Below are 18,307 nucleotides of genomic sequence, written 5' to 3' on the forward strand. Positions count from 1 at the left end.
TCGCGAGGCCATAATGGACCTTTGGCTAGCAGATCATAACTTTTTCCCTGTCCTCCTGTGGCATACGCCGACTCATCGCATACAAGACGGGCCCGTTCCCCGGCCGGGGAACGGGCCCGTCTCAGGTTCGGGCGATCGGATCAGCTGCGCACGTCGGCGACCTCGCTGACCGGCCCCTCGGCCCGGTAGTCGTCCAGCGCGGTGACCACGTAACCGGCGCCGTCCTCCAGGGGCTCGTTGTCGGTCAGGAGGGAACCACCGGTCATACCGACCAGGTTGTCCGCGGTCAGCGCCGTGCAGTAGGCGTCCTCGTCCCCGGACTCCAGGGCCTGGGCGGCCTCGGCCGACAGTCGGTACAGGGCGTAGAAGCGGGCGTCCTCGATCTCGTTCCACGCCACCTCGACGCCGCCGTCGACGCTCTGCGCGGCCACGTCGTTGACCGCTCCGACCAGGGGCTCCTCACCCTCGGGGTTCTCGATCACCGGCGGCAGCGCGGCGTTGGAGTAGTGACCGTCGAGCAGGTGGTCGACCACGTCGCCGTTCTCGCGCAGGTTCTTGATGGAGAAGTAGATGTCGCCGGAGACCTCGTCGAGCTCACCCGAGTAGTCGAGTTGGTTGCTCAGGGCGTCGTCCCCGGTCCAGCCGTCCTCACCCAGGCGGTAGGCGCCCTGACCGACGTACAGGTCGACGTCGGTGCCCTCGACCTCGTTCGACCACCAGTCGGTCATCGCCTCGTAGTCGGCGGTGTCGAAACCGCGCTCCCAGTACAGCTGAGGGGCGATGTAGTCGACCGTGCCCTCCTCGATCCAGGTACGGGTGTCGGCGTACTGGGCGTCGTAGGACTGCAACCCGGAGCTGGGCGAACCGGAGGAGTCGGTGTTGTCGTTGCGCCAGATGCCGAACGGGGACACACCGAAGCTCACCCAGGGCTTGGTCTCCTGGATCCGTCCGTGCACGTCCCGCATGAGCTGGTCGACGTTGTCGCGCCGCCAGTCCCCTCGGTCGTCGAAGTCGTCCCCGTGGGCCTCCCAGCTGGCGTCGTCGTCGAAGGTCGCGCCGTCCTGCGGGTAGGGGTAGAAGAAGTCGTCGAAGTGCATGCCGTCGACGTCGTAGCGGTCGACGACGTCCATGATGACCGAGGTGACCCACTCACGGACCTCGGGGTTGCCCGGGTCGACGTAGGCCTCGCTACCGAAGTCCACCAACCACTCGGGGTTCTCCTTGACCGGGTGGTCGTCGGCGAGGTTCTCCACGTCCGGGTCCTGTAGGCCCACGCGGTAGGGGTTGAACCAGGCATGCAGTTCCAGGCCGCGCTCGTGCGCCTCCTCGACCGCGTACTCCAACGGGTCGTAGCCGGGGTCACCGCCCTGCTCACCGGTGAGGTAGCGGGCCCAGGGCTCCAGCTCGGAGTCGTAGACGGCGTCGGCGGTGGGGCGAGCGTGCAGGAAGACGGCGTTGAGGCCCATCTCCACCGAATCGTCGAGCCAGGCGTCGAGTTCGGCCTTCTGCTCGTCGGCGGACAGACCGGGTTCGGAGGGCCAGTCGATGTTGCGCACGGTGGTGAGCCACGCACCGCGCATCTGGCGCTTGTCGTCGTCGGCCTGACAGGTGGCGGGGGCCGCGATGCCCTCGCCGCCGGGCTCGGGGGCGTCGTCGGAGGCGGAGTCGCCATCGTTGGCGGAACAACCCGCCAACAGCATGGTCGTGGCCGCGATCGCCGCCCACCGTCCCCCGGCGCGTGGCGTGGTCAGGGCCCGTGCCTTGGATCGCATCTACGTTCTCCTTCGGGGATGTCCGGCGCGTCGCCGTTCGGCCTGGCGCCACGCCGGGACCCAGATTAGGGCAAGATGTCAAGTTTCGGATACGATTCGGCCAATGTGTGGATAACATCGCACACGGTGGACCATGGGAATGTCGCCGCAGGTCAATGAAGCACCGTGGCGACGGAGTCGGGGCGGGCTCTGACCCTCCGACCGAGGTTCTAGACTCGATTCCCGTGAACGCAGTACAGAGCCCACCCAAACTCTTCGTCCGCACCATCCCGCTGGACGACCGCGCCGGCAGCCTGATCGACCAGCTGCCGCAGGAGACGCCCCTGGCCTGGTTGAGCGGAGACGACGGCCTCGTCGGATGGGGACGGGCGGCGCGGTTCGAACCCGAGATCGCCCCCGAGGGCACCACCCCCACCGACAACTCCCGCATCGGGCAGGGGGCCCGCTGGTTCGCCGACCTGCTGGCGAACGCCGAGGTCGAGGACGAAGTGGGCTTGCCCGGCACCGGCGCGGTCACCTTCGGCACGTTCACGTTCGCACCCACATCCCCCGGTTCGGCGCTCGTGGTGCCCCGAGTACTCGTGGGCCGGCGCGGTGACCACTCCTGGTTGACCACCGTCACCGACGAACCCGGCGAACGCCCCGCGCCACCATCGCGTTCGGTCACCGAGCCACGCCCTGTCGGCCCCTTGCGATGGCGCCCCGGTTCCCTCACCCCGGAGCAGTGGATGGACGTGATCGCCGCGACGATCGCGCGCATCCGCGCGGGCGAACTCGACAAGGCCGTGCTGGCCCGCGACGCCCACGCCGAGGCCGACGCGCCCTTGGACGTGCGGATGCTGTTGAAGCGGCTGCACGCTCGCTTCCCCGGCTGCTTCACCTTCTCCGTCGACGGCATGGTCGGCGCCACCCCCGAACTCCTGCTGCGTATGGAGGGCAGCGAGTTCGACTCCCTGGTACTGGCCGGGACGCGTCCGCGCGGAGAGGACGAGGAGTCCGACCGGCGTCTGGGCCGGGAGATGATGGCCTCCGCCAAGGACGTGGAGGAGCACGGCCTGGCCGTGGACTCGCTGCGCGCCGCCATGGAGCCGCTCACCGAGGAGCTCACCGTCCCGGACCGGCCGCACCTGCTCAAGCTCGCCAACGTCCAGCACCTGGCCACCAGCGCTCACGCGCGCCTGGCTCCCGGAGTCTCCGCCCTGGACGCCGTGGCGGCGCTGCACCCGACCGCCGCCGTGGGCGGTACGCCCACCGAGGCCGCGATGCGGCTGATCGCCGCGACGGAGGGCATGGACCGTGGCGGCTACGCCGGCCCCGTGGGCTGGCTGGACGGCGCGGGCAACGCCGAGTGGGGCATCGCACTGCGCAGCGCCCACGTGGACGGGGCGCGCGCCCGCCTGTACGCGGGCGGTGGGATCGTCGCCGGGTCCGACCCCGAGGCCGAACTCGCCGAGACCGAGGCCAAGTTCCGGGTGATGCGCGAGGCCCTCACCGACCCCGGTACCTGAACCGGCCCCGGTCCTCCCCCACGACGGAGGGACCGGGGCCGGTGGCCTCGTCCGGGCCGGAGCCCGGGCCCGGGGTCAGTTGCCGACGTCGCGGCCGCCCTTGTGCCAGGCGCACACCACCGACGGGCGTGGGAAGCCGCCGTCGGGCCACACGCTGGTGGGCTCTTCGACGGTGCCGTTCTCACCCGGGTGCTGCGGGGCGAGGAACACCGTCTTCTGGTCCTCGGAGATGAGCGGGCCACAGGCCTCGGCTTCGACCGGGACCGTGGCGAAGGTCCGCAGCTCGCCTCGGAAACGACCCTCGACCGGCATCACGTGCAGGGCGTCGTTGGTCTGCAGGGTGCCCGGCTGGCCATCGGTGGAGATCCACAGGTTGCCCTGCTTGTCGAAGGCCAGGTTGTCCGGAGCCGAGATCGCCATGACCTTGGACTTGTCGAAACCTGCGTAGTAGGTGGAGTCGTCCTCGGGTTCACCGCACACCAGGGGCACGATCCAGCCGAACGTGGTGGCCGCCGAATCGGCTCCGTCCTCGATGATCTCCAGGACGTGGCCGAACTTGTTGGGGCCGCGCGGGTTGGGCTCGTCGGCCTGACCCGGTTCGCGGGCGTCGTTGTTGGTCAGTGCGCAGTACACCTTGCCGGTGACCGGGCTGGGCTCGACGTCCTCGGGGCGGTCCATCTTGGTGGCGCCGACCGCGTCCGCGGCCAAACGGGTGTGGACGAGCACCTCGGCCACGGAGAAGCCGTCGACATGGCTCTCGGCGTCGGTGCACAGCGCGATCCACTCGCCGGTGCCGTCGAACTCACCGTCGGAGGGCAGTGTGCCGGTGCCGTCGATCTCCTCGGCGGGGCTGTTGCCCTCCAGACGGGCCACGTAGAGCGTGCCGCTGTCCAGCAGCGTCATGTTGTGTTTGTGGGAGCCCTCGACGTACTTCTTGTCGCTGACGAACTTGTACAGGTAGTCGAAGCGCTCGTCGTCGCCCATGTAGGCGGCCACCCGACCGTCCTCGGTGATGTTGACGTTGGCGCCCTCGTGCTTGAAACGGCCCAACATGGTGCGCTTGACCGGGGTCGAGTCGGGATCGTGCGGGTCGATCTCCACGATGTAGCCGAAACGGTGGGCCTCATTGGGGTGCTTGGCCAGGTCGAAGCGCTCGTCGACCCGGTCCCAGCGACGACCGGAGTAGTCGGTGGGGAAGCCGTAGCGGGCGTAGGACTCGGTGTCGGGAGCACCGACGAAGTACTGGTTGAAGTTCTCCTCACCGCTGAGGACGGTCCCCCACGGTGTCATTCCACCGGCGCAGTTGTTGAGCATGCCCAACACGTTCACGCCCTCGGGGTCGGCGTCGGTGCGCAGCAGCTCGTGCCCGGCGGCCGGACCCGTCACCCGGAACGGAGTCTCGTTGGTGATGCGACGGTTGAAGGGACGCTCGCCCTCGGTGATCAGCTTCCACTGGCCGGTGCCGTCGACCCGCTCCAGCTCCACCACCGAACCGCCGTGCGCGGCCATGGCGACCTTGATCCACTCCGGGTCGGCCGTCTCACCGTCGGTGTACCCGGCGAACATGATCTCTTCGTTGGTGTACTCGTGGTTGACCCACAGCAGACCGTGGTCGCCGTCGAGGGTGAAGAAACCGACGTAGTCGCAGTTGTAGCCGAACTGCTGCGCCTGGGCCTCACCGGTCTGATTCTCGAAGTCGAACTCCGGGGCGCCGGGCAACACGGGGTCGCCCCAGCGGACGATGACGTGGTGGTCGTAGCCCTCGGGGACGGTGATCTCGTCGCGGTTATTGGGCAGCACGTTCTTGAACGTGGGGCGCGGCGAGGGGTGCGGACGGTTCGGCCCCCGGTCCGCGGCGGCCGGGCTCAGGGCCGCCAGTCCCAGGGATCCGGCGCCGGTGCCGACCAGTGCCCCCTTCAGGGCGGTCCGGCGGGACAGCACACCCTGGAAGATGTCACCGAAATAGGGGTTGTCGCTCTTGTTGGGAGCAGGGTGGAAGCAGGCGTTGCCACAGCGGTACAGGCAGGTCTTCGCGGATCGACCACCACCGACACCACCGATGAGCGGCAGCAGACGACGGCGGGGCGCGGATTCGGGCACGCGTTCTCCTCGGGCTTGGTGAACTGCTCCGCGTTCCCGAGGGGGCTTGCGGGGCTCCGCTCGGGGGTGCGGAGTGGTGCGGGCAGTGGGTCCTGCCGGTCGCTCTCGACCTTGGCCGAGGTTTCACACGTTGGGGTGAAACCGGCGTGAACGCCCCTACAACTCCTCTACACGGCTGTGGTCATTCCACACAGGGCAGTCGCACGCGCACCCACAGTCGGACCTCGTGGTGATCCTCGCCTACCCGTTTCGTCACGTCCACAAGCCTCGCCCAGGTGAGGTGGGTCATGATTCGGTCATCCCCTCGAAGAGCCGCCCGATCGACTCCAAGCGCCGCCCCCGATGAGCGACACGGACCCGAGCGCCTCGGCGGGCCCGTTTCCCGTGTGGCACCCTCGGGGAACGTCCACCGGTATCGCACCGTGGTCCGGATGGGAAAATCGCCGAAAGCACCACGGCAAGGTGATGAGGATGGCTACCGTGAGCAACGAGAACGATCCGACCACCGGAGGCAGTCACGTGTCCGCTCCGACAGTTGCCCGGCAACGAGCGTCAGAGACCACCGACGGCGTGGTCATCCCCATGCCCCCACAGGACGGTTTCACCGCCGAGGACCTCGACCACATCCCGGATCTTCCACCGCACACCGAACTCATCGACGGAAACCTGGTGCTGGTGAGCCCGCAGAAGCTGTTCCACATGCTCGTCCTCGAACTCTTGGGGGACGCACTGAAAGCACACGCGCCTGAAGACCTTCGAGTGGCGAGAGAGTTCTCGGTCAAACTCGCCGAACGGCAACGGCCGGAGCCGGACCTGATGCTGGTTCGCGCAAGCGCTTTCCGGGAACTGGACCAAACGTGGTTTCCGCCGGAGGTCGTCGAACTGGCGGTGGAGGTGGTCTCCCCCGAATCAGAGATCCGGGACCGGGAGCGCAAACCCCAACTCTACGCACGTGCCGGCGTGCGGTTCTTCTGGCGGATCGAACGGGACGGGAACGACGCCGTGCTCTACGAGTACGAGAAGGACCCGGCCTCTCCGTCCGGTGACTACGGCAGGCCGACCATCCACCGGGGCACCCTCAAGACCTCCGTCCCGGTGAAACTGGAGTTCGACCTGACGGACATCCTGCGCCGTTGACCCACATGGCGAAGGGGAGACATCGGCGTCCGATGCCTCCCCTTCGTCGCGTCTGGGGACGCCGGGTCAGAACGTTCCGGTCACCGCGGTGTCGACAGCGTCCTGTAGCCGACGACGCAGGGCCGCGCTACCGGCGCGTTCGGTGCACACCTCGATGATCCGCAGTCCCTCGCCCAGGAGGGCCTTGGGCAGGTCGGTGGCCCACTCCACCCGGGTGTAGGGCAGGTCCGCCACCGCGGCCACCCGCTCCATGGACACTCCGTGCGGGGTACCGAACACTCTCTCGAAGTCCGGGTGTCCGGCCTGTTCGAGCCCGGAGAAGATCCCGCCGCCATCGTTGTTGACCACCACGATCGCCAGCTCCGGGCGAGGCTCGCCGGGGCCGATGATCAACCCGTTCTGGTCGTGCAGCAGCGCCAGGTCCCCGAGTAGAGCGTAGGCATGCCCCTCCCCCTCCCTCTGGTGGGCCAGCGCGGCGCCGATGGCCGTGGACACCGTCCCGTCGATGCCGCTCACCCCGCGGTTGCCCACCAGGCGTACCCCGCAGCGGGGATGCATGGTGGCGTCCAGGTCGCGGATGGGCATGCTGGAGCCGGCGAACAGCAGTGAACCCGCCGTCATCTGCGAGGCGAGGTCCCGGGCCAGGCGCGGCTCCGTCAAGGTCTCCTCGGCGTCCAACACCCCGTCGACGGCCGCGCGGGCGATGGCCTCGGCACGTTCCCAGGAACGCGACCAGTCGGTGCGCGCCGGCTCGTCCCAGTTCAGACCGGCGGGCGGGGCGACCGCGGCGACCACGTCGGTGGCGGTACGGACGGGGTCGGAGAAGTCGTTGAGCAGGCCCGCCGCGGGGTCACCGACCGTGGAGGAGGTGACCACCACGTGGCGTTCGGCGCGGCGCAGGTAGGCGAGGATCTGCCGGGACAGATTGGGCTTGCCCACGCTCACCACGAGTTCGGGGGCGTGCGCGTCGGCGAAACCCGGCACGGCCAGCAGTTGCCGAGAGGTGGAGATCGCACCCGAGCGGCGGGCGTTGGATGTGGGCTCGGCCAGCAGCGGCCAGCCGGTCAGTTCCGCCAGGGCCAGGAACGGCACCGGGTCGTAGTCGCCGTCACCGCAGACGATGACGCCGCGTTCGACGTCGGGCAGTACGTGGGGCGCGGGTTCGGTGTGCGGGCCGGGCCGTGAGATCCAGGGACCGCCGTCGTCGCGCCCGTCCAGGGGCGTGGTCCACTCGGGACCGCTACCGGCGGGCTGGTCGGGGGTCAGGGGGTCACGGAAGGCCACGTTGAGGTGCACGGGTCCGGGGCGTCCACCCTGGGCCGTCGCCCAGGCACGACAGCTCAGTGAACGCCAATAGGCGACCATCCCGGGCGCGGGGTCGGGGGTACCGACCTCGGCGAACATGCGTACCGCGCCGCCGTACAGGCCGATCTGGTCCACCGTCTGGTTGGCGCCGGTGCCGCGCAGTTCCGGGGGCCGGTCGGCGGTCAGCACCAGCAGCGGCACCCCGCTCTCGTCGGCCTCCATCACCGCGGGGTGGAAGTTGGCGGCCGCGGTACCGGAGGTGCACACCACCGCGACGGGGCGCCGGGAGGACCGCGCCAGTCCCAAGGCGAGGAAGGAGGCGGAACGTTCGTCCACCCGCACATGGACGCGGATCCCGGGGTGCGCGACCAGCGCCAACGCCAGCGGGGTCGAACGCGACCCGGGCGCGACGACGGCCTCGGCCAGCCCGCATCGGGCCAGCTCGTCGACGAGGACCCGCGCCAGGGCGGTAGACGGATTCATCGATTTGTTGGGCGTTTCCTCCCGGCCCTTCAGGGCCGGGAGGAAACGCCCTCTCCCTTCCAGGTGTAGCCGTAGCCGTCCGCTCGTTGGAGCAGACGCACGTGCTTGTGACGGATGCCTTGGACGGTGCCGTGGGTGGTGGTGATGTTGAAGTTGCCCGAGGCGCGTACCGCGACCCGGCCGGTGTGTGTACCCGTCTTTTTGCCTTGGGGGACCACGGCCCGGACCAGGTCGCCGGTGGTGAACCCGAAGAACCCCTTGGTTCGGGGCAGTCGCAATCTCGGGAATCCATGTTTGTCGGGTCGGGTGCGGGCGTAGGAGCCCCGACCGGCGCAGCCGGCGATCAGTACCCGGTTGGTGGTCTGGGTGATGGTGTCGACCTTGCCCACGGCCAGGGCGTCCAGGGTGTGCGATTTCGGCAGGTGGTTGCGGGTCCGGTTCCATTTGGTCCGTCCACCCGAACCGACATGGGTGGGCAATCGTTGGTCCAAGGCCCGCCAGAGCGCCCACCGGGTGGACTGCACCGCCGCCGCGTCCCGCAAGGGTGCTTTGGACCGGGCCAGAATCCTTGCTAGAGCGAGCTTGTCGGTGACGAACTCTTCCACGGGCCGGTCGCCCTTGGCCTGGTTGCAGGGCACGCACGCCAAGACCAGGTTGGACACCCGATCCGACCCGCTACGGGAGCGGGGGTGGACGTGGTCCAGGTTCAGCGGTGTATTCGTCGCCCCGCAGTACACACAGGCACGGTCGAACTTGGCCAACAGGTACTCACGAACCTCAAAGCCGTGCAGGGTGCCCCGCTGATACTCCGCACCCTCCAACGGCCGTCCAGCGGACAAGGCATGAGTGTCGAACGCCACCCGCTCCACATGCACCGCCTTGACCGGCGCCCACCGGGCGAGCCGGTCCACCCAACCGGTGGTGGTCTCCACCCGATGTTTGAGGGACGGGGGCAGCCACCCTTGAGGGCGGGTGCGATTGAAGAACCGGGGGGCACGGTAGCGCAGATTCGCTGTCCGGCGCCGTCGCCGATAAGCGGACCGTTGCCCCATCTTCTTACGGACCCGCGCACCACGATGGTCCAGCTGGATGCCGTACCGGCCGCATCGTTCCCCAGCCTGCTGGGTGAACACGGCGATGCCGGTGTGTTTGCTGCCCGGATCGACGCCGATCTCGACACCGTCCACCTCGGACTCGGCGATGGTGCGGTCCTTGAGTCGGATGGTGAAGGGGGTGTGTCGGGCCACGACCGCCCGGCCCTTGTTCAACAGTTTGCGTGCCCTGGCCGGGTGACAGGGTTGGAGCGGTGCGTGGTGTTTGTCCAGGACGAAGACGGACGGGTGCCTCTCACGCGGCCTCTCCCCAGCCAAAGGCTGGGAGGTGACGCCACCGACATCAGGTGAGATGTGGGTGGTCTCCCCTCGCACATGGTCCGCACCGGGTACCACCCTGGGGTGGTGCCGGAGTCCCGTTTCGTGCCCGATCCGGGGCGTGTCTATTGACTCCGATTCCAGAGCAGGCCGCTGAGGAAGCACGGCCTGGTGGGTCTTCTGTCCTGTGCGGAACGTAGCCATCGAGGTCACCTCCTCGTGGGTGATGGCTGGTGCTGGTAAAGACGGCTTTCAGCCACAAGGGGCTGAAAAGCCCGGCCCTTCAGGACCGGGATCCCTTTACTCAAAAACTTTCGTTCGTCAAAGTGTCGACCAAGTATCACCGCGCGGCCGGACCGCATCGCACGGTGCCCCGCATCCGAGGCGGCCACGCTCCCGCGTGCACGTGCGACGCCGGGGTTCCTCCCAGTGAACCCCGTTCCGCCGCATTGGGCGACCGAACCCGACTGTGATCTCATGCCCATCCGGTCGACCGCACCCAACGCTCCGATCGTCAGCGCAGGTCAAAACGGGGGTAAATCGCACTCTCCGGATTTTCAGAGTGTTTCCGCCTCGGCAGCGGCCCGGGCGCGTTCCCGCCAGGACGAGGCGTCGATCTCCACCGCGGACAGTGCGTCCTCCTCCACCTCGACCGGTCGGACCGGCAGGGAGCCGTCGACCGGTAAGAGCGGGTCGGCGGTGACGTCGGCGGTCAGCATCTGCATGGTCGCCAGCCCGCAGGCGTAGGGCAGTTCGGGCAGGGCGGCGGCCAGGGCCACTCCCGCGGCCAAACCCACCGAGCTCTCCACTGCGCTGGAGACCACGACCGGCAGACCGCAGGCCTCAGCCACGCGCAGAGCGGCCCGCACCCCGCCCAGGGGTTGGACCTTGAGCACCACGATGTCGGCGGCTTCGGCGGCGCGTACCCGGAGCGGATCCTCGGCACGGCGGATAGACTCGTCGGCGGCCACCGGCACGTCCACCCGGCGACGGACCGCGCCCAATTCCGCCAATGAGGCGCAGGGCTGCTCGACGTACTCCAGGTCGAACCGGTCCAGTTCGCGGACCATCCGCACGGCGGTGTCCACGTCCCAGGCACCGTTGGCATCGACCCGCACCCGACCCGAAGGCCCGAGGGTCGAACGCACGGCCTCGACCCGGGCGATGTCCTCGCTCGGGTCCTGGCCCTTCTCGGCGACCTTCACCTTGGCGGTAGCGCACCCTCCGGCGGCCACGATCGCCGCGGCGCGTTCGGGGTCCACGGCGGGCACGGTGACGTTGACCGGGACCCGTTCGCGCAGGGGTTCGGGCCACCCCTGGTGGGCGGCCTCACGACAGGCCGCCCACCAGCGGGAGGCCTCACGCGGTCCGTACTCGGCGAAGGGTGAGAACTCGCCCCACCCGGCGGGCCCGCGCACCAGTAGGCCCTCGCGCACGGTGATGCCGCGGAAGCGATTGCGCAGACCGATCGCGAAGGCTCGGCCCCGGGCGGAATCCCCCGCCGGACCGTGCTTCTCGGGTACCCGAGGCGTGCTCACGGGAGACGCGGGAACTCGTCGAGCTCCGGGCGACGCCGCTCTTTGAAGGCGTCGTGTCGCTCGGGCCGGTCGATCGTGATCTCGGCGATGCCCTCCGCTGTCTCGTGGATGACGTCGGAGTACTCGCCCGATCGCTGCCGATCGATCACACTGCTCACGGCTACTGTTTCTCCCTCGCACGGAAACCTCGGAAGACGTCCGGCGCACGAGGGATCCTCGAACCCCGGCGTCCGCACGTCGGCCCTACGCATTCTGCCAGGCGAGTCGAGGAGGACGGGCACAGGCCCGGCTCCGAGGCTCCGGCGAGCCGGTCTCTCCACCACCGGGCTACTCTGGGGCACCGTGGCAGCAGTCGAAGAACACCGGTCCCCGTCCCCTCGTATCCAAGGCGGACGTCCACTACAGGCCGTACGCGGCCTGTCCCCCGAACTCTTGGAAGGGATGCTCGGTGAGGCTCTGGAGGGCACAGGGCCGGCCCTGCTGCCCGTCCCCGACGGCACCCCCGACGCCCGTGCCGCCGAACTCCTCACCTCCATGCGTCCCTCGTCGCTGCGTACCCCGGAGGGGGTCGTTCCCCTCGACGGGGGTGTTCCGGTGGGGGCGGACGCGGCGCTGGTCATCACCACCTCCGGCTCCACCGGCGCCCCCAAGGGGGTGGAGCTCTCCGCGAGCGCGTTGTCGGCGTCGGCTCGCACGTCCGTGGCCCGGATCGGCGCGGCTCACGGCGACACCTGGCTGTGCGTGTTGCCGGCCGGACACATCTCCGGTGTGCAGGTGATGACACGGGCCCACGTCACCGGGACCCGGGCCGTGCACGCCCCCTTCGACGTGGACGGTGTCCTCGAATCGGCCGAGAGGCTGCGGCCCCACGTCTCCCTGGTCCCCACCCAACTGCGTCGACTCCTGACGGCCGGCGCCGATCTGTCGCTGTTCGGCACGATCCTGCTCGGTGGGGCTGCGGCCGAACCCGACCTGCTGGAGCGGGCCCACTCCGCGGGCGGTCGCGTGATCACCACCTACGGCATGAGCGAGACCTGCGGCGGGTGTGTCTACGACGGCGTCCCGTTGGACGGGGTGCTGGTGCGGATCGACTCCGAGGAGGAAGGGAGCCCCGGACGAATCCTGTTGGGCGGCCCGACCCTGTTGACCGACTACCGCATGCCCCCGGGAACGGCCACGGACCCCCACGTTCTGACCGACGACGGCTCCGGGCGGCGCCTGCTGCGCACCAACGACCTGGGCCGGACGGGTCCGGACGGCCGCCTCCAGGTGCTGGGACGCGTGGACGAGGTGGTCAACACCGGTGGGCACAAGGTGGTCCCCGGTCAGGTCAAGGCGCTCCTGAGCGAGCACCCGAAGGTCGCCGAGTCCGTGGTGGTGGGCCGTCCCGACCCCGAGTGGGGCGAACGGGTGTGCGCGGTCGTGGTCGCGGTCGACCCCGCCGACCCGCCCGTGCTGGACGAACTTCGGTCCCACGTACGCGAGCGGCTGCCGGCCTACGCCGCTCCTCGGGAGTTGGAGGTGCGTACGAAGCTGCCGATGCTCGCCTCCGGCAAGCCGGACCTGGTGGCGCTGCGCCGACCCGCTTCCTGATCGCCGCTTCCGGTCTGATCGACATCGCGGATCGGCCTTCAGGAATCGGCCCGGACACTGCGGCGTTACCGGTAGTACCCGAACCCGTGGGACCCTGGCCGCGGCGGATGCCGTCCCGGGCGATTCGGCCCACCACCGGTTCGGGGCGTCCCGGGGCCCACATGGTCGTTCCACCCCTTCGACCACGATCGATTCCGTTCGGGTCCGAAAAGGTGGGGAACTTCCCAAAGCTCCCTGACGTCTACCTGAGTATCCGGATGTCTTCGGTCCCGTTCCTAGGAGGTCCGCAGTTGGCGGCAGCCCTCGGCTCACCCGTACGCGTCCGTGCGGCCTCTCTCGTGTCGGGACGGTCCCGCCCCGGGGTACCCGAGGACCGACATGGAGCCGTCTCCATTACCCGCACGCTCCCGCTCACCGCCACTCACGACCCGGTGATCTATGCCACCATCCTCGATATCCAATCGAGACAGGGAACATTTGACTCGCCGACACGTTGGACATATTGGCGCGTCCAGTCGGCGGTGACCCTCCGCCACGTGCCATACGTCTTGGAAGGGAGGGATGTGCCCCAATGACGAGCACCGCCCTAGCAGCCTCCGGCCAATCGGCCCAGGCCCCCAACGGCGCCGCTCCGAACCCGGCCCCCGAGGCCCGCGCGGCCCTGACCGACCTGATAGCCCAGGGACGTGCTCAGGGACACCTGTCCCTCTCCGAACTACGTACCGCTTTCACCGCGGCCGGAGTCACCTCCAGTGACGGCCGCTCCATCCTGCGTGAACTCACCGACCACGGGGTCCGGCTCGCCGACGGGGGCGAGGAGTCCGTGAAGGTGGCCGAACCTGACGCCGAGGACGACGTGCTGGAAAACACTCTCATCGCGACGGTGCCCGACACCGACGAGGCACCCAAGGCCGCATCCGGCAAGGTCGCATCGCGAAAGGGCCCCTCCACCGGGAGGAAGACCCGCACCACGCGACGCACCAAGAAGACCGAGACCGCCCAGGCCTCCACCGACCCGGAGACCGGCGAGGCCGACCTCGACGACCAGTCACCCGCCATGGGCGACTCGGTCCACACCTACCTCAAGGCGATCGGGCGGCGGCAGCTGCTCACCGCCGAGCAGGAGGTGGACCTGGCCAAGCGTGTCGAGGCCGGACTCTACGCCGAGTACCGACTCGGACAGCACGGCGAGATCGACGAGTCCTTCAAGAGGGCCAAGGTCGGTCGCGAGGCACTCGAATGGGTGGCCGAGGACGGCCGCAAGGCCAAGTCCCACATGCTGGAGGCCAACCTGCGCCTGGTCGTGTCGGTGGCCAAGAAGTACAGCGACCGGGGGATGTCGCTGCTGGACGTGGTCCAGGAGGGTAACCTGGGTCTCATCCGCGCGGTGGAGAAGTTCGACTACACCAAGGGCTTCAAGTTCTCCACCTACGCCATGTGGTGGATTCGCCAGGCCATCCAGCGCGGGTTCGCCGACTCCGCGCGCACCATCCGCCTGCCCGTGCACGTTCTGGAGCTCCTCAGCAAGGTGAGCCGGCTGGAGCGCGACATGCACCAGGCGCTGGGCCGCGAGCCCACCCCCGAGGAGCTGGGGCTGGAGCTGGACAAGACTCCGACCCAGATCGAGGAGCTCCTGCGGGTCACCCGCCAGCCCATCAGCCTCGACTCGACCATCGGTGAGGACGGCGAGACCCGTATCGGTGACCTGATCGAGGACGTGGACGCCTCGGAGGCCTCCGAGGTGGTCGATCGTCAGATCATGGCCGACCAGCTGCGCAACGCCCTGTCCGACCTGGAGCCGCGCGAGGCGACCATCATGTCGCTGCGGTTCGGGCTGATGGACGGACGTCCCCGCACGCTGGACGAGATCGGCAAGCACCTGGGACTGACCCGCGAGCGCATCCGTCAGCTGGAGAAGCAGTCGCTGGCCAAGCTGCGCCACCCGAGCCGGGCCCAGCAACTGCTGGACTTCGCCAGTTAGCACCGCGCCAACCGAGGTTCACTCCGTCGCGGCACTGGGAATCACGACGGACACGGGGCCGTCCTCCACGCGGAGGACGGCCCCGTCCTCGTGTCCGAGGTTCCCACGGCCTGCCACGTGCCACCTCGGGGAGAACCCCGAATTCTCCCTGGGATCGACCACGATCCCTCACACGACCCGGTGCGCGGTGGGACGATGGCGAATATGACGAACCATCCCCGAGGGAACAAGGACGAGATCGCCGCCGCGCTGCGCGCCAGTCGCGAGCTGGGACCGGAGTACGACGACGCGATCTCCGCCTCCCTCGTGGAGCGGGTCGACGACGCCATCGAGGAGCGCGTCAAGCACCACGTCGCCCGCCAGATGAATGCCGGAGAGTCTCCGAAGGGCGTGGCCTCCAACACCGTGCGGATGGTCCTGGCCTTGGTGTGCCTGGGCATCAGCATCCCGATCACGGCCATCGTCGCCTCGCTGGTCGGTGGTGCCGGCCCCGTCTTCGTGGTGTGGCTGGGCCTGATCGGCTTCTACCTGGTCGCGGTGGGGGGCCTGCGCCGCTGACGGCCCGGTGGATGGCGCCGTGAGAACGCGGTGGGGCGGGGACCGATATGGTCCCCGCCCCACCTTTGTCTCCGCTCTCTAGAAGCCGCAGGCCTCCAGGATCATGTCGTGCGTTTCGGCGGTCCAGTCCAGGGCGTCCGCCAGTCCGTTCTCGTCGCCGTTGTCCAGCTCCGCCAGGACGGCGTCGACAGCGTCGGCTCGCTCGGTCGCGTCGTCGCGCAGATCGCCGCGGGCGGCCTCCTCCAAACGTTCGACGTCGTCCAGGTGGGCGGACAGTTCGTCGGCGTGCTGGTCCTGGTAGGGCACCCCGGCGACGAGGAGGTCCTGTTCCAGACTGGACGCGGCCATGTCGACCGCCGAGATGTTGGCCTGGATGTCGGCGCAGGCCGCGTCGATCTCGGCCCGATCGCCCGAACAGGCGCTCAGTACCAGCGGCAGGGCCAGAGCGCCGGCGACCAAGGACAGAACACGGGCGTTGATTCGGGGGTGGGACACGGGTGGTGCTCGTTCCTACTCGTGATTCTCAGTGGGGGAAGGGCCCGGTGTCCGAGCGGGGACCGCGCGGATCACAGAACGGCGATGGCGATGACCACGACCAGGGCCACCACGGCGAACGCCAAGCAGCCGATCGCGGAGGCGATGCCACCGCCTCGACGGCGCGGGGCGTAACCGTGACCGTCGTCGTAGTACCGGTTTCCGCCGTACCAGCGGCGCCGGTACCCGAAGGCCGGCGCGGCCACATAGGTGGAGTCGGATCGAGACGACCGAGAGGGCCTCGCGGATCTGGGGCTACGCGCCGGCCGGGCCGAGCGACCGCTACGGGAGTTGAACCCGCCACCGGAACGTGCGGCCCCGCCGCGGGCCGAACGGCCGCTGCGCGAACTGAAACCACCACCGGAGCGGGAGGAGCCGCCGGCACGGCGTCCGCTGAAGCCACCGCCGCCCGAGGAGCGGCCGCCGCCGGAACGACCACCGCCGGAGCGACCTCCACTCGAACGGCCACCACCGGAACGTCCACCCGATGACCGTCCTCCGCCGGATCTCCTGCTCATGGGGCCCTCCTTGGGGGATTTATCCTCATCGACACCGTCAGGGGAACGGTGCACCTCTGAGATTAGCGTTGGTCTTCGCAGTTCAGGGAGGATGCGAGCACTTTCGTCCGGTTATGGTCATCACCGCGTCGCAGTGGAACCGGAAGCGCCCAGGGTGCGTCGTGTCGGTACGGGGGACGTTCCCGGGATCGGTGTCGTTTCCCCGAGGGCCGGCTCAGCTCTCCAGGGCCGCCCTCAGGATCTCGACGGCCTCGTCGTGGTCCAGGCCCACCCTGGTGATGACCTCGGCGTACACCCGGGCCGCGGCCAATGCCTCGGCCCGTTGGTCGTCGCCGGCCGCCGCCACGAAGGTCCCCGAACGGCCCCGTGTCTCCACCACCCCGGCCTGTTCCAGCTCGCGGTAGGCGCGAGCGACGGTGTTGACGGCGACCGCCAGCTCTCCGGCCAAGGCCCGTACCGTCGGCAACCGATACCCGACCGGAAGTTCGCCATTGGCGGCCGCGATCGCGACCAAAGCCCTGATCTGTTCGTAGGGCGGCACCTTCGACGTCGGATCAATGCGGATGAAATCCGCCATGTCCCTTTTCGCTCCCTACGTGAATCGCCTGCTCCCGGCCCGGTCTCGACCGGGCACGCTCCCCCAACCTATCGCCCACCGATCGACATGTCGGGCGGCCTCGCGGGCCCCGCGCCAGGATCGGAGCGCGGGGCCCGCCGGGGGCACCGGTCAGATCACGCGGCGGGGCACGCGCTGGATGCCGTGCAAGCGGTGGGCCTCGCGTTCGGTGAGCAGACGCTCGGCGGTCCGCGTGGCCTGCTTGACCTGAGGACGGGCCATGCGCTTGCGGCGCTGGATGCGGTCGGCGTACCCCTTGGGGCCGACGAGTACGCGCTCGTGCGCGTAGGCCGCGCGCATGGCGTCGGTGAGCGCGGTGTCCAGGGCCAACCCGCGGTCCCGGAGCTCCTCCACCGTGACGTCGTGCTGACGGGCCGAGTCCAAGGCGTCCTCGGTCTCGGACACGCTCTTCAGCAGCTCGGGCAGCCGATCGGCCAACTCTTGGTCGTGGGCGAGCCTCTCGCGCACCTGGGTCCTGTCCTGCTTGGGAACTCGCATCTTGCGCTCTCCATCGGGCGTGACATCGGCGGTCTCGTCGCAACTCTAGACGTGACGCGGATCATCCGACGACCCGGGAGGTGTGTCGGTGCCGGCATTCACCGACCGGACCTGTCACCTTACTTTGTAGATCCCCTTGAGCCTCCGGAGGAACCCGTGGTCAGTAGGAACAACGCCGGTCTCAGCCGCGAGCTCATCATCGTGGAAGCCCTGCACATCATCGCCGGACGTGGTCTGGGCGGCCTGTCCATGCGCCGGCTGGGGGACGCCCTGGAGGTGGAGGCCATGGCGATCTACCACCACTTTCCCAAGGGCAAGGAACAGCTGTTCAACTCCATCGCCGCCTATGTCACCACCGCTCGGGTGGTGAGCGGACTGACCGAGGGCCAGGGGCCCGAGGAAGAGGAGCTGCCCGCCGCCGGGCTCGACGAGGAGGACCCCGAACAGGTCGAGAACGTGTCCTGGGACCGTCGGATCACGGCGTGGGCCGAGGCCTACCGCGCCCGGCTCCTGACCTACTCGGGGGCCATGTCGCTGCTGATGCACCGTGCACCGTTGACCTTGGCCGAACAGCGCACCATCGCCATGTTGGACGCCGCCCTAGCGGAGGCCGGCCTGTCCGGGGACGACGTGCCCCGGGGACGCGATGCCCTTTTCTCCTATTGTCTGGGCTCCGTGGGGCACCAGGTGCGCCACGAGGGCCGCGATGACGCCCCAGAGGAGGTCGAGGCCTTGGCCCGCTTCCTCTTCGGCCTGCGTGCCCTTCTGCGCGGACTCTCCACGTCCTGACCCGACC

The 18,307-nt window shown here is 69.1% G+C and carries 15 protein-coding genes and 1 pseudogene; 6 read left to right on the forward strand and 10 right to left on the reverse strand.

Translation table 11 applies throughout. The annotated features are described in order from the left end of the window. Nucleotides 1–140: 140 nt before the first annotated feature. Nucleotides 141–1,772: a glycoside hydrolase family 10 protein gene (locus BQ8420_RS25435; RefSeq protein WP_087101939.1), complete on the reverse strand. Its 1,632-nt coding sequence runs from the start codon at nucleotides 1,770–1,772 to the stop codon at nucleotides 141–143. Between the two features lie 224 nt (nucleotides 1,773–1,996). Between BQ8420_RS25435 and BQ8420_RS25440 the strand changes: the two genes are divergently transcribed. Continuing rightward, nucleotides 1,997–3,280, forward strand: coding sequence for an isochorismate synthase MenF (locus tag BQ8420_RS25440; protein WP_087101942.1), 1,284 nt, complete (start codon nucleotides 1,997–1,999; stop codon nucleotides 3,278–3,280). A gap of 75 nt (nucleotides 3,281–3,355) precedes the next feature. On the opposite strand, the gene BQ8420_RS25445 is transcribed toward BQ8420_RS25440, so the two are convergent. Continuing rightward, a complete protein-coding gene (locus BQ8420_RS25445; RefSeq protein ID WP_087101944.1) occupies nucleotides 3,356–5,380 on the reverse strand; it encodes a PhoX family phosphatase in 2,025 nt (674 codons plus the stop codon). A gap of 471 nt (nucleotides 5,381–5,851) precedes the next feature. Here BQ8420_RS25445 and BQ8420_RS25450 point away from each other — a divergent pair, with 471 nt between their 5' ends. After that, nucleotides 5,852–6,517, forward strand: a complete 666-nt coding sequence (locus tag BQ8420_RS25450) for a Uma2 family endonuclease (RefSeq protein WP_087101946.1) — start codon at nucleotides 5,852–5,854, stop codon at nucleotides 6,515–6,517. 66 nt (nucleotides 6,518–6,583) lie between these two features. Here the strand turns inward: BQ8420_RS25450 and menD are convergent, their stop codons facing one another. The 4 genes and pseudogenes from menD to BQ8420_RS31645 all read right to left on the reverse strand — a co-directional run. Continuing rightward, the gene (menD, locus tag BQ8420_RS25455) at nucleotides 6,584–8,305 is read right to left on the reverse strand and encodes a 2-succinyl-5-enolpyruvyl-6-hydroxy-3-cyclohexene-1-carboxylic-acid synthase (RefSeq protein WP_087101948.1); all 1,722 of its coding nucleotides are present in this window, start codon (nucleotides 8,303–8,305) and stop codon (nucleotides 6,584–6,586) included. A 29-nt stretch (nucleotides 8,306–8,334) separates the two neighbouring features. Further along, nucleotides 8,335–9,675 (reverse strand): RNA-guided endonuclease IscB, encoded by a 1,341-nt coding sequence (iscB, locus tag BQ8420_RS25460; protein ID WP_087102070.1) that lies wholly within the window; start codon nucleotides 9,673–9,675, stop codon nucleotides 8,335–8,337. Between the two features lie 557 nt (nucleotides 9,676–10,232). After that, nucleotides 10,233–11,213, reverse strand: a complete 981-nt coding sequence (locus BQ8420_RS25465; protein WP_087101950.1) for an o-succinylbenzoate synthase — start codon at nucleotides 11,211–11,213, stop codon at nucleotides 10,233–10,235. A gap of 14 nt (nucleotides 11,214–11,227) precedes the next feature. Continuing rightward, nucleotides 11,228–11,371: pseudogene (locus BQ8420_RS31645) on the reverse strand (1,4-dihydroxy-2-naphthoyl-CoA synthase); the annotation flags it as partial. 184 nt (nucleotides 11,372–11,555) lie between these two features. Between BQ8420_RS31645 and BQ8420_RS25470 the strand changes: the two are divergent. From BQ8420_RS25470 to BQ8420_RS25480, 3 genes are all read left to right on the forward strand, one after another. After that, nucleotides 11,556–12,806, forward strand: a complete 1,251-nt coding sequence (locus BQ8420_RS25470; RefSeq protein ID WP_369825546.1) for an AMP-binding protein — start codon at nucleotides 11,556–11,558, stop codon at nucleotides 12,804–12,806. A 571-nt stretch (nucleotides 12,807–13,377) separates the two neighbouring features. Further along, nucleotides 13,378–14,787 carry an RNA polymerase sigma factor gene (locus BQ8420_RS25475; protein ID WP_087101952.1) on the forward strand — a complete coding sequence of 470 codons (1,410 nt, stop codon included), beginning with the start codon at nucleotides 13,378–13,380 and terminating at the stop codon, nucleotides 14,785–14,787. Nucleotides 14,788–14,991: 204 nt separating this feature from the next. Continuing rightward, nucleotides 14,992–15,345, forward strand: coding sequence for a hypothetical protein (locus BQ8420_RS25480; protein WP_200816095.1), 354 nt, complete (start codon nucleotides 14,992–14,994; stop codon nucleotides 15,343–15,345). Between the two features lie 78 nt (nucleotides 15,346–15,423). Here BQ8420_RS25480 and BQ8420_RS25485 read toward each other — a convergent pair whose 3' ends face one another. The 4 genes from BQ8420_RS25485 to BQ8420_RS25500 form a co-directional block, all read right to left on the reverse strand. Beyond that, entirely contained in the window at nucleotides 15,424–15,840 is a 417-nt protein-coding gene (locus BQ8420_RS25485) for a hypothetical protein (RefSeq protein WP_087101956.1), read from the reverse strand. A 71-nt stretch (nucleotides 15,841–15,911) separates the two neighbouring features. Continuing rightward, entirely contained in the window at nucleotides 15,912–16,397 is a 486-nt protein-coding gene (locus tag BQ8420_RS31650) for a hypothetical protein (protein WP_143847568.1), read from the reverse strand. A 214-nt stretch (nucleotides 16,398–16,611) separates the two neighbouring features. After that, the gene (locus BQ8420_RS25495; protein WP_087101958.1) at nucleotides 16,612–16,974 is read right to left on the reverse strand and encodes a GntR family transcriptional regulator; all 363 of its coding nucleotides are present in this window, start codon (nucleotides 16,972–16,974) and stop codon (nucleotides 16,612–16,614) included. Nucleotides 16,975–17,124: 150 nt separating this feature from the next. Continuing rightward, nucleotides 17,125–17,511, reverse strand: a complete 387-nt coding sequence (locus BQ8420_RS25500; RefSeq protein WP_087101960.1) for a hypothetical protein — start codon at nucleotides 17,509–17,511, stop codon at nucleotides 17,125–17,127. A 156-nt stretch (nucleotides 17,512–17,667) separates the two neighbouring features. Here BQ8420_RS25500 and BQ8420_RS25505 point away from each other — a divergent pair, with 156 nt between their 5' ends. After that, the gene (locus BQ8420_RS25505; RefSeq protein WP_087101962.1) at nucleotides 17,668–18,300 is read left to right on the forward strand and encodes a TetR/AcrR family transcriptional regulator; all 633 of its coding nucleotides are present in this window, start codon (nucleotides 17,668–17,670) and stop codon (nucleotides 18,298–18,300) included. Nucleotides 18,301–18,307: the final 7 nt, after the last annotated feature.

The sequence above is a fragment of the Nocardiopsis sp. JB363 genome, from assembly GCF_900143625.1.
GTDB lineage: Bacteria > Actinomycetota > Actinomycetes > Streptosporangiales > Streptosporangiaceae > Nocardiopsis.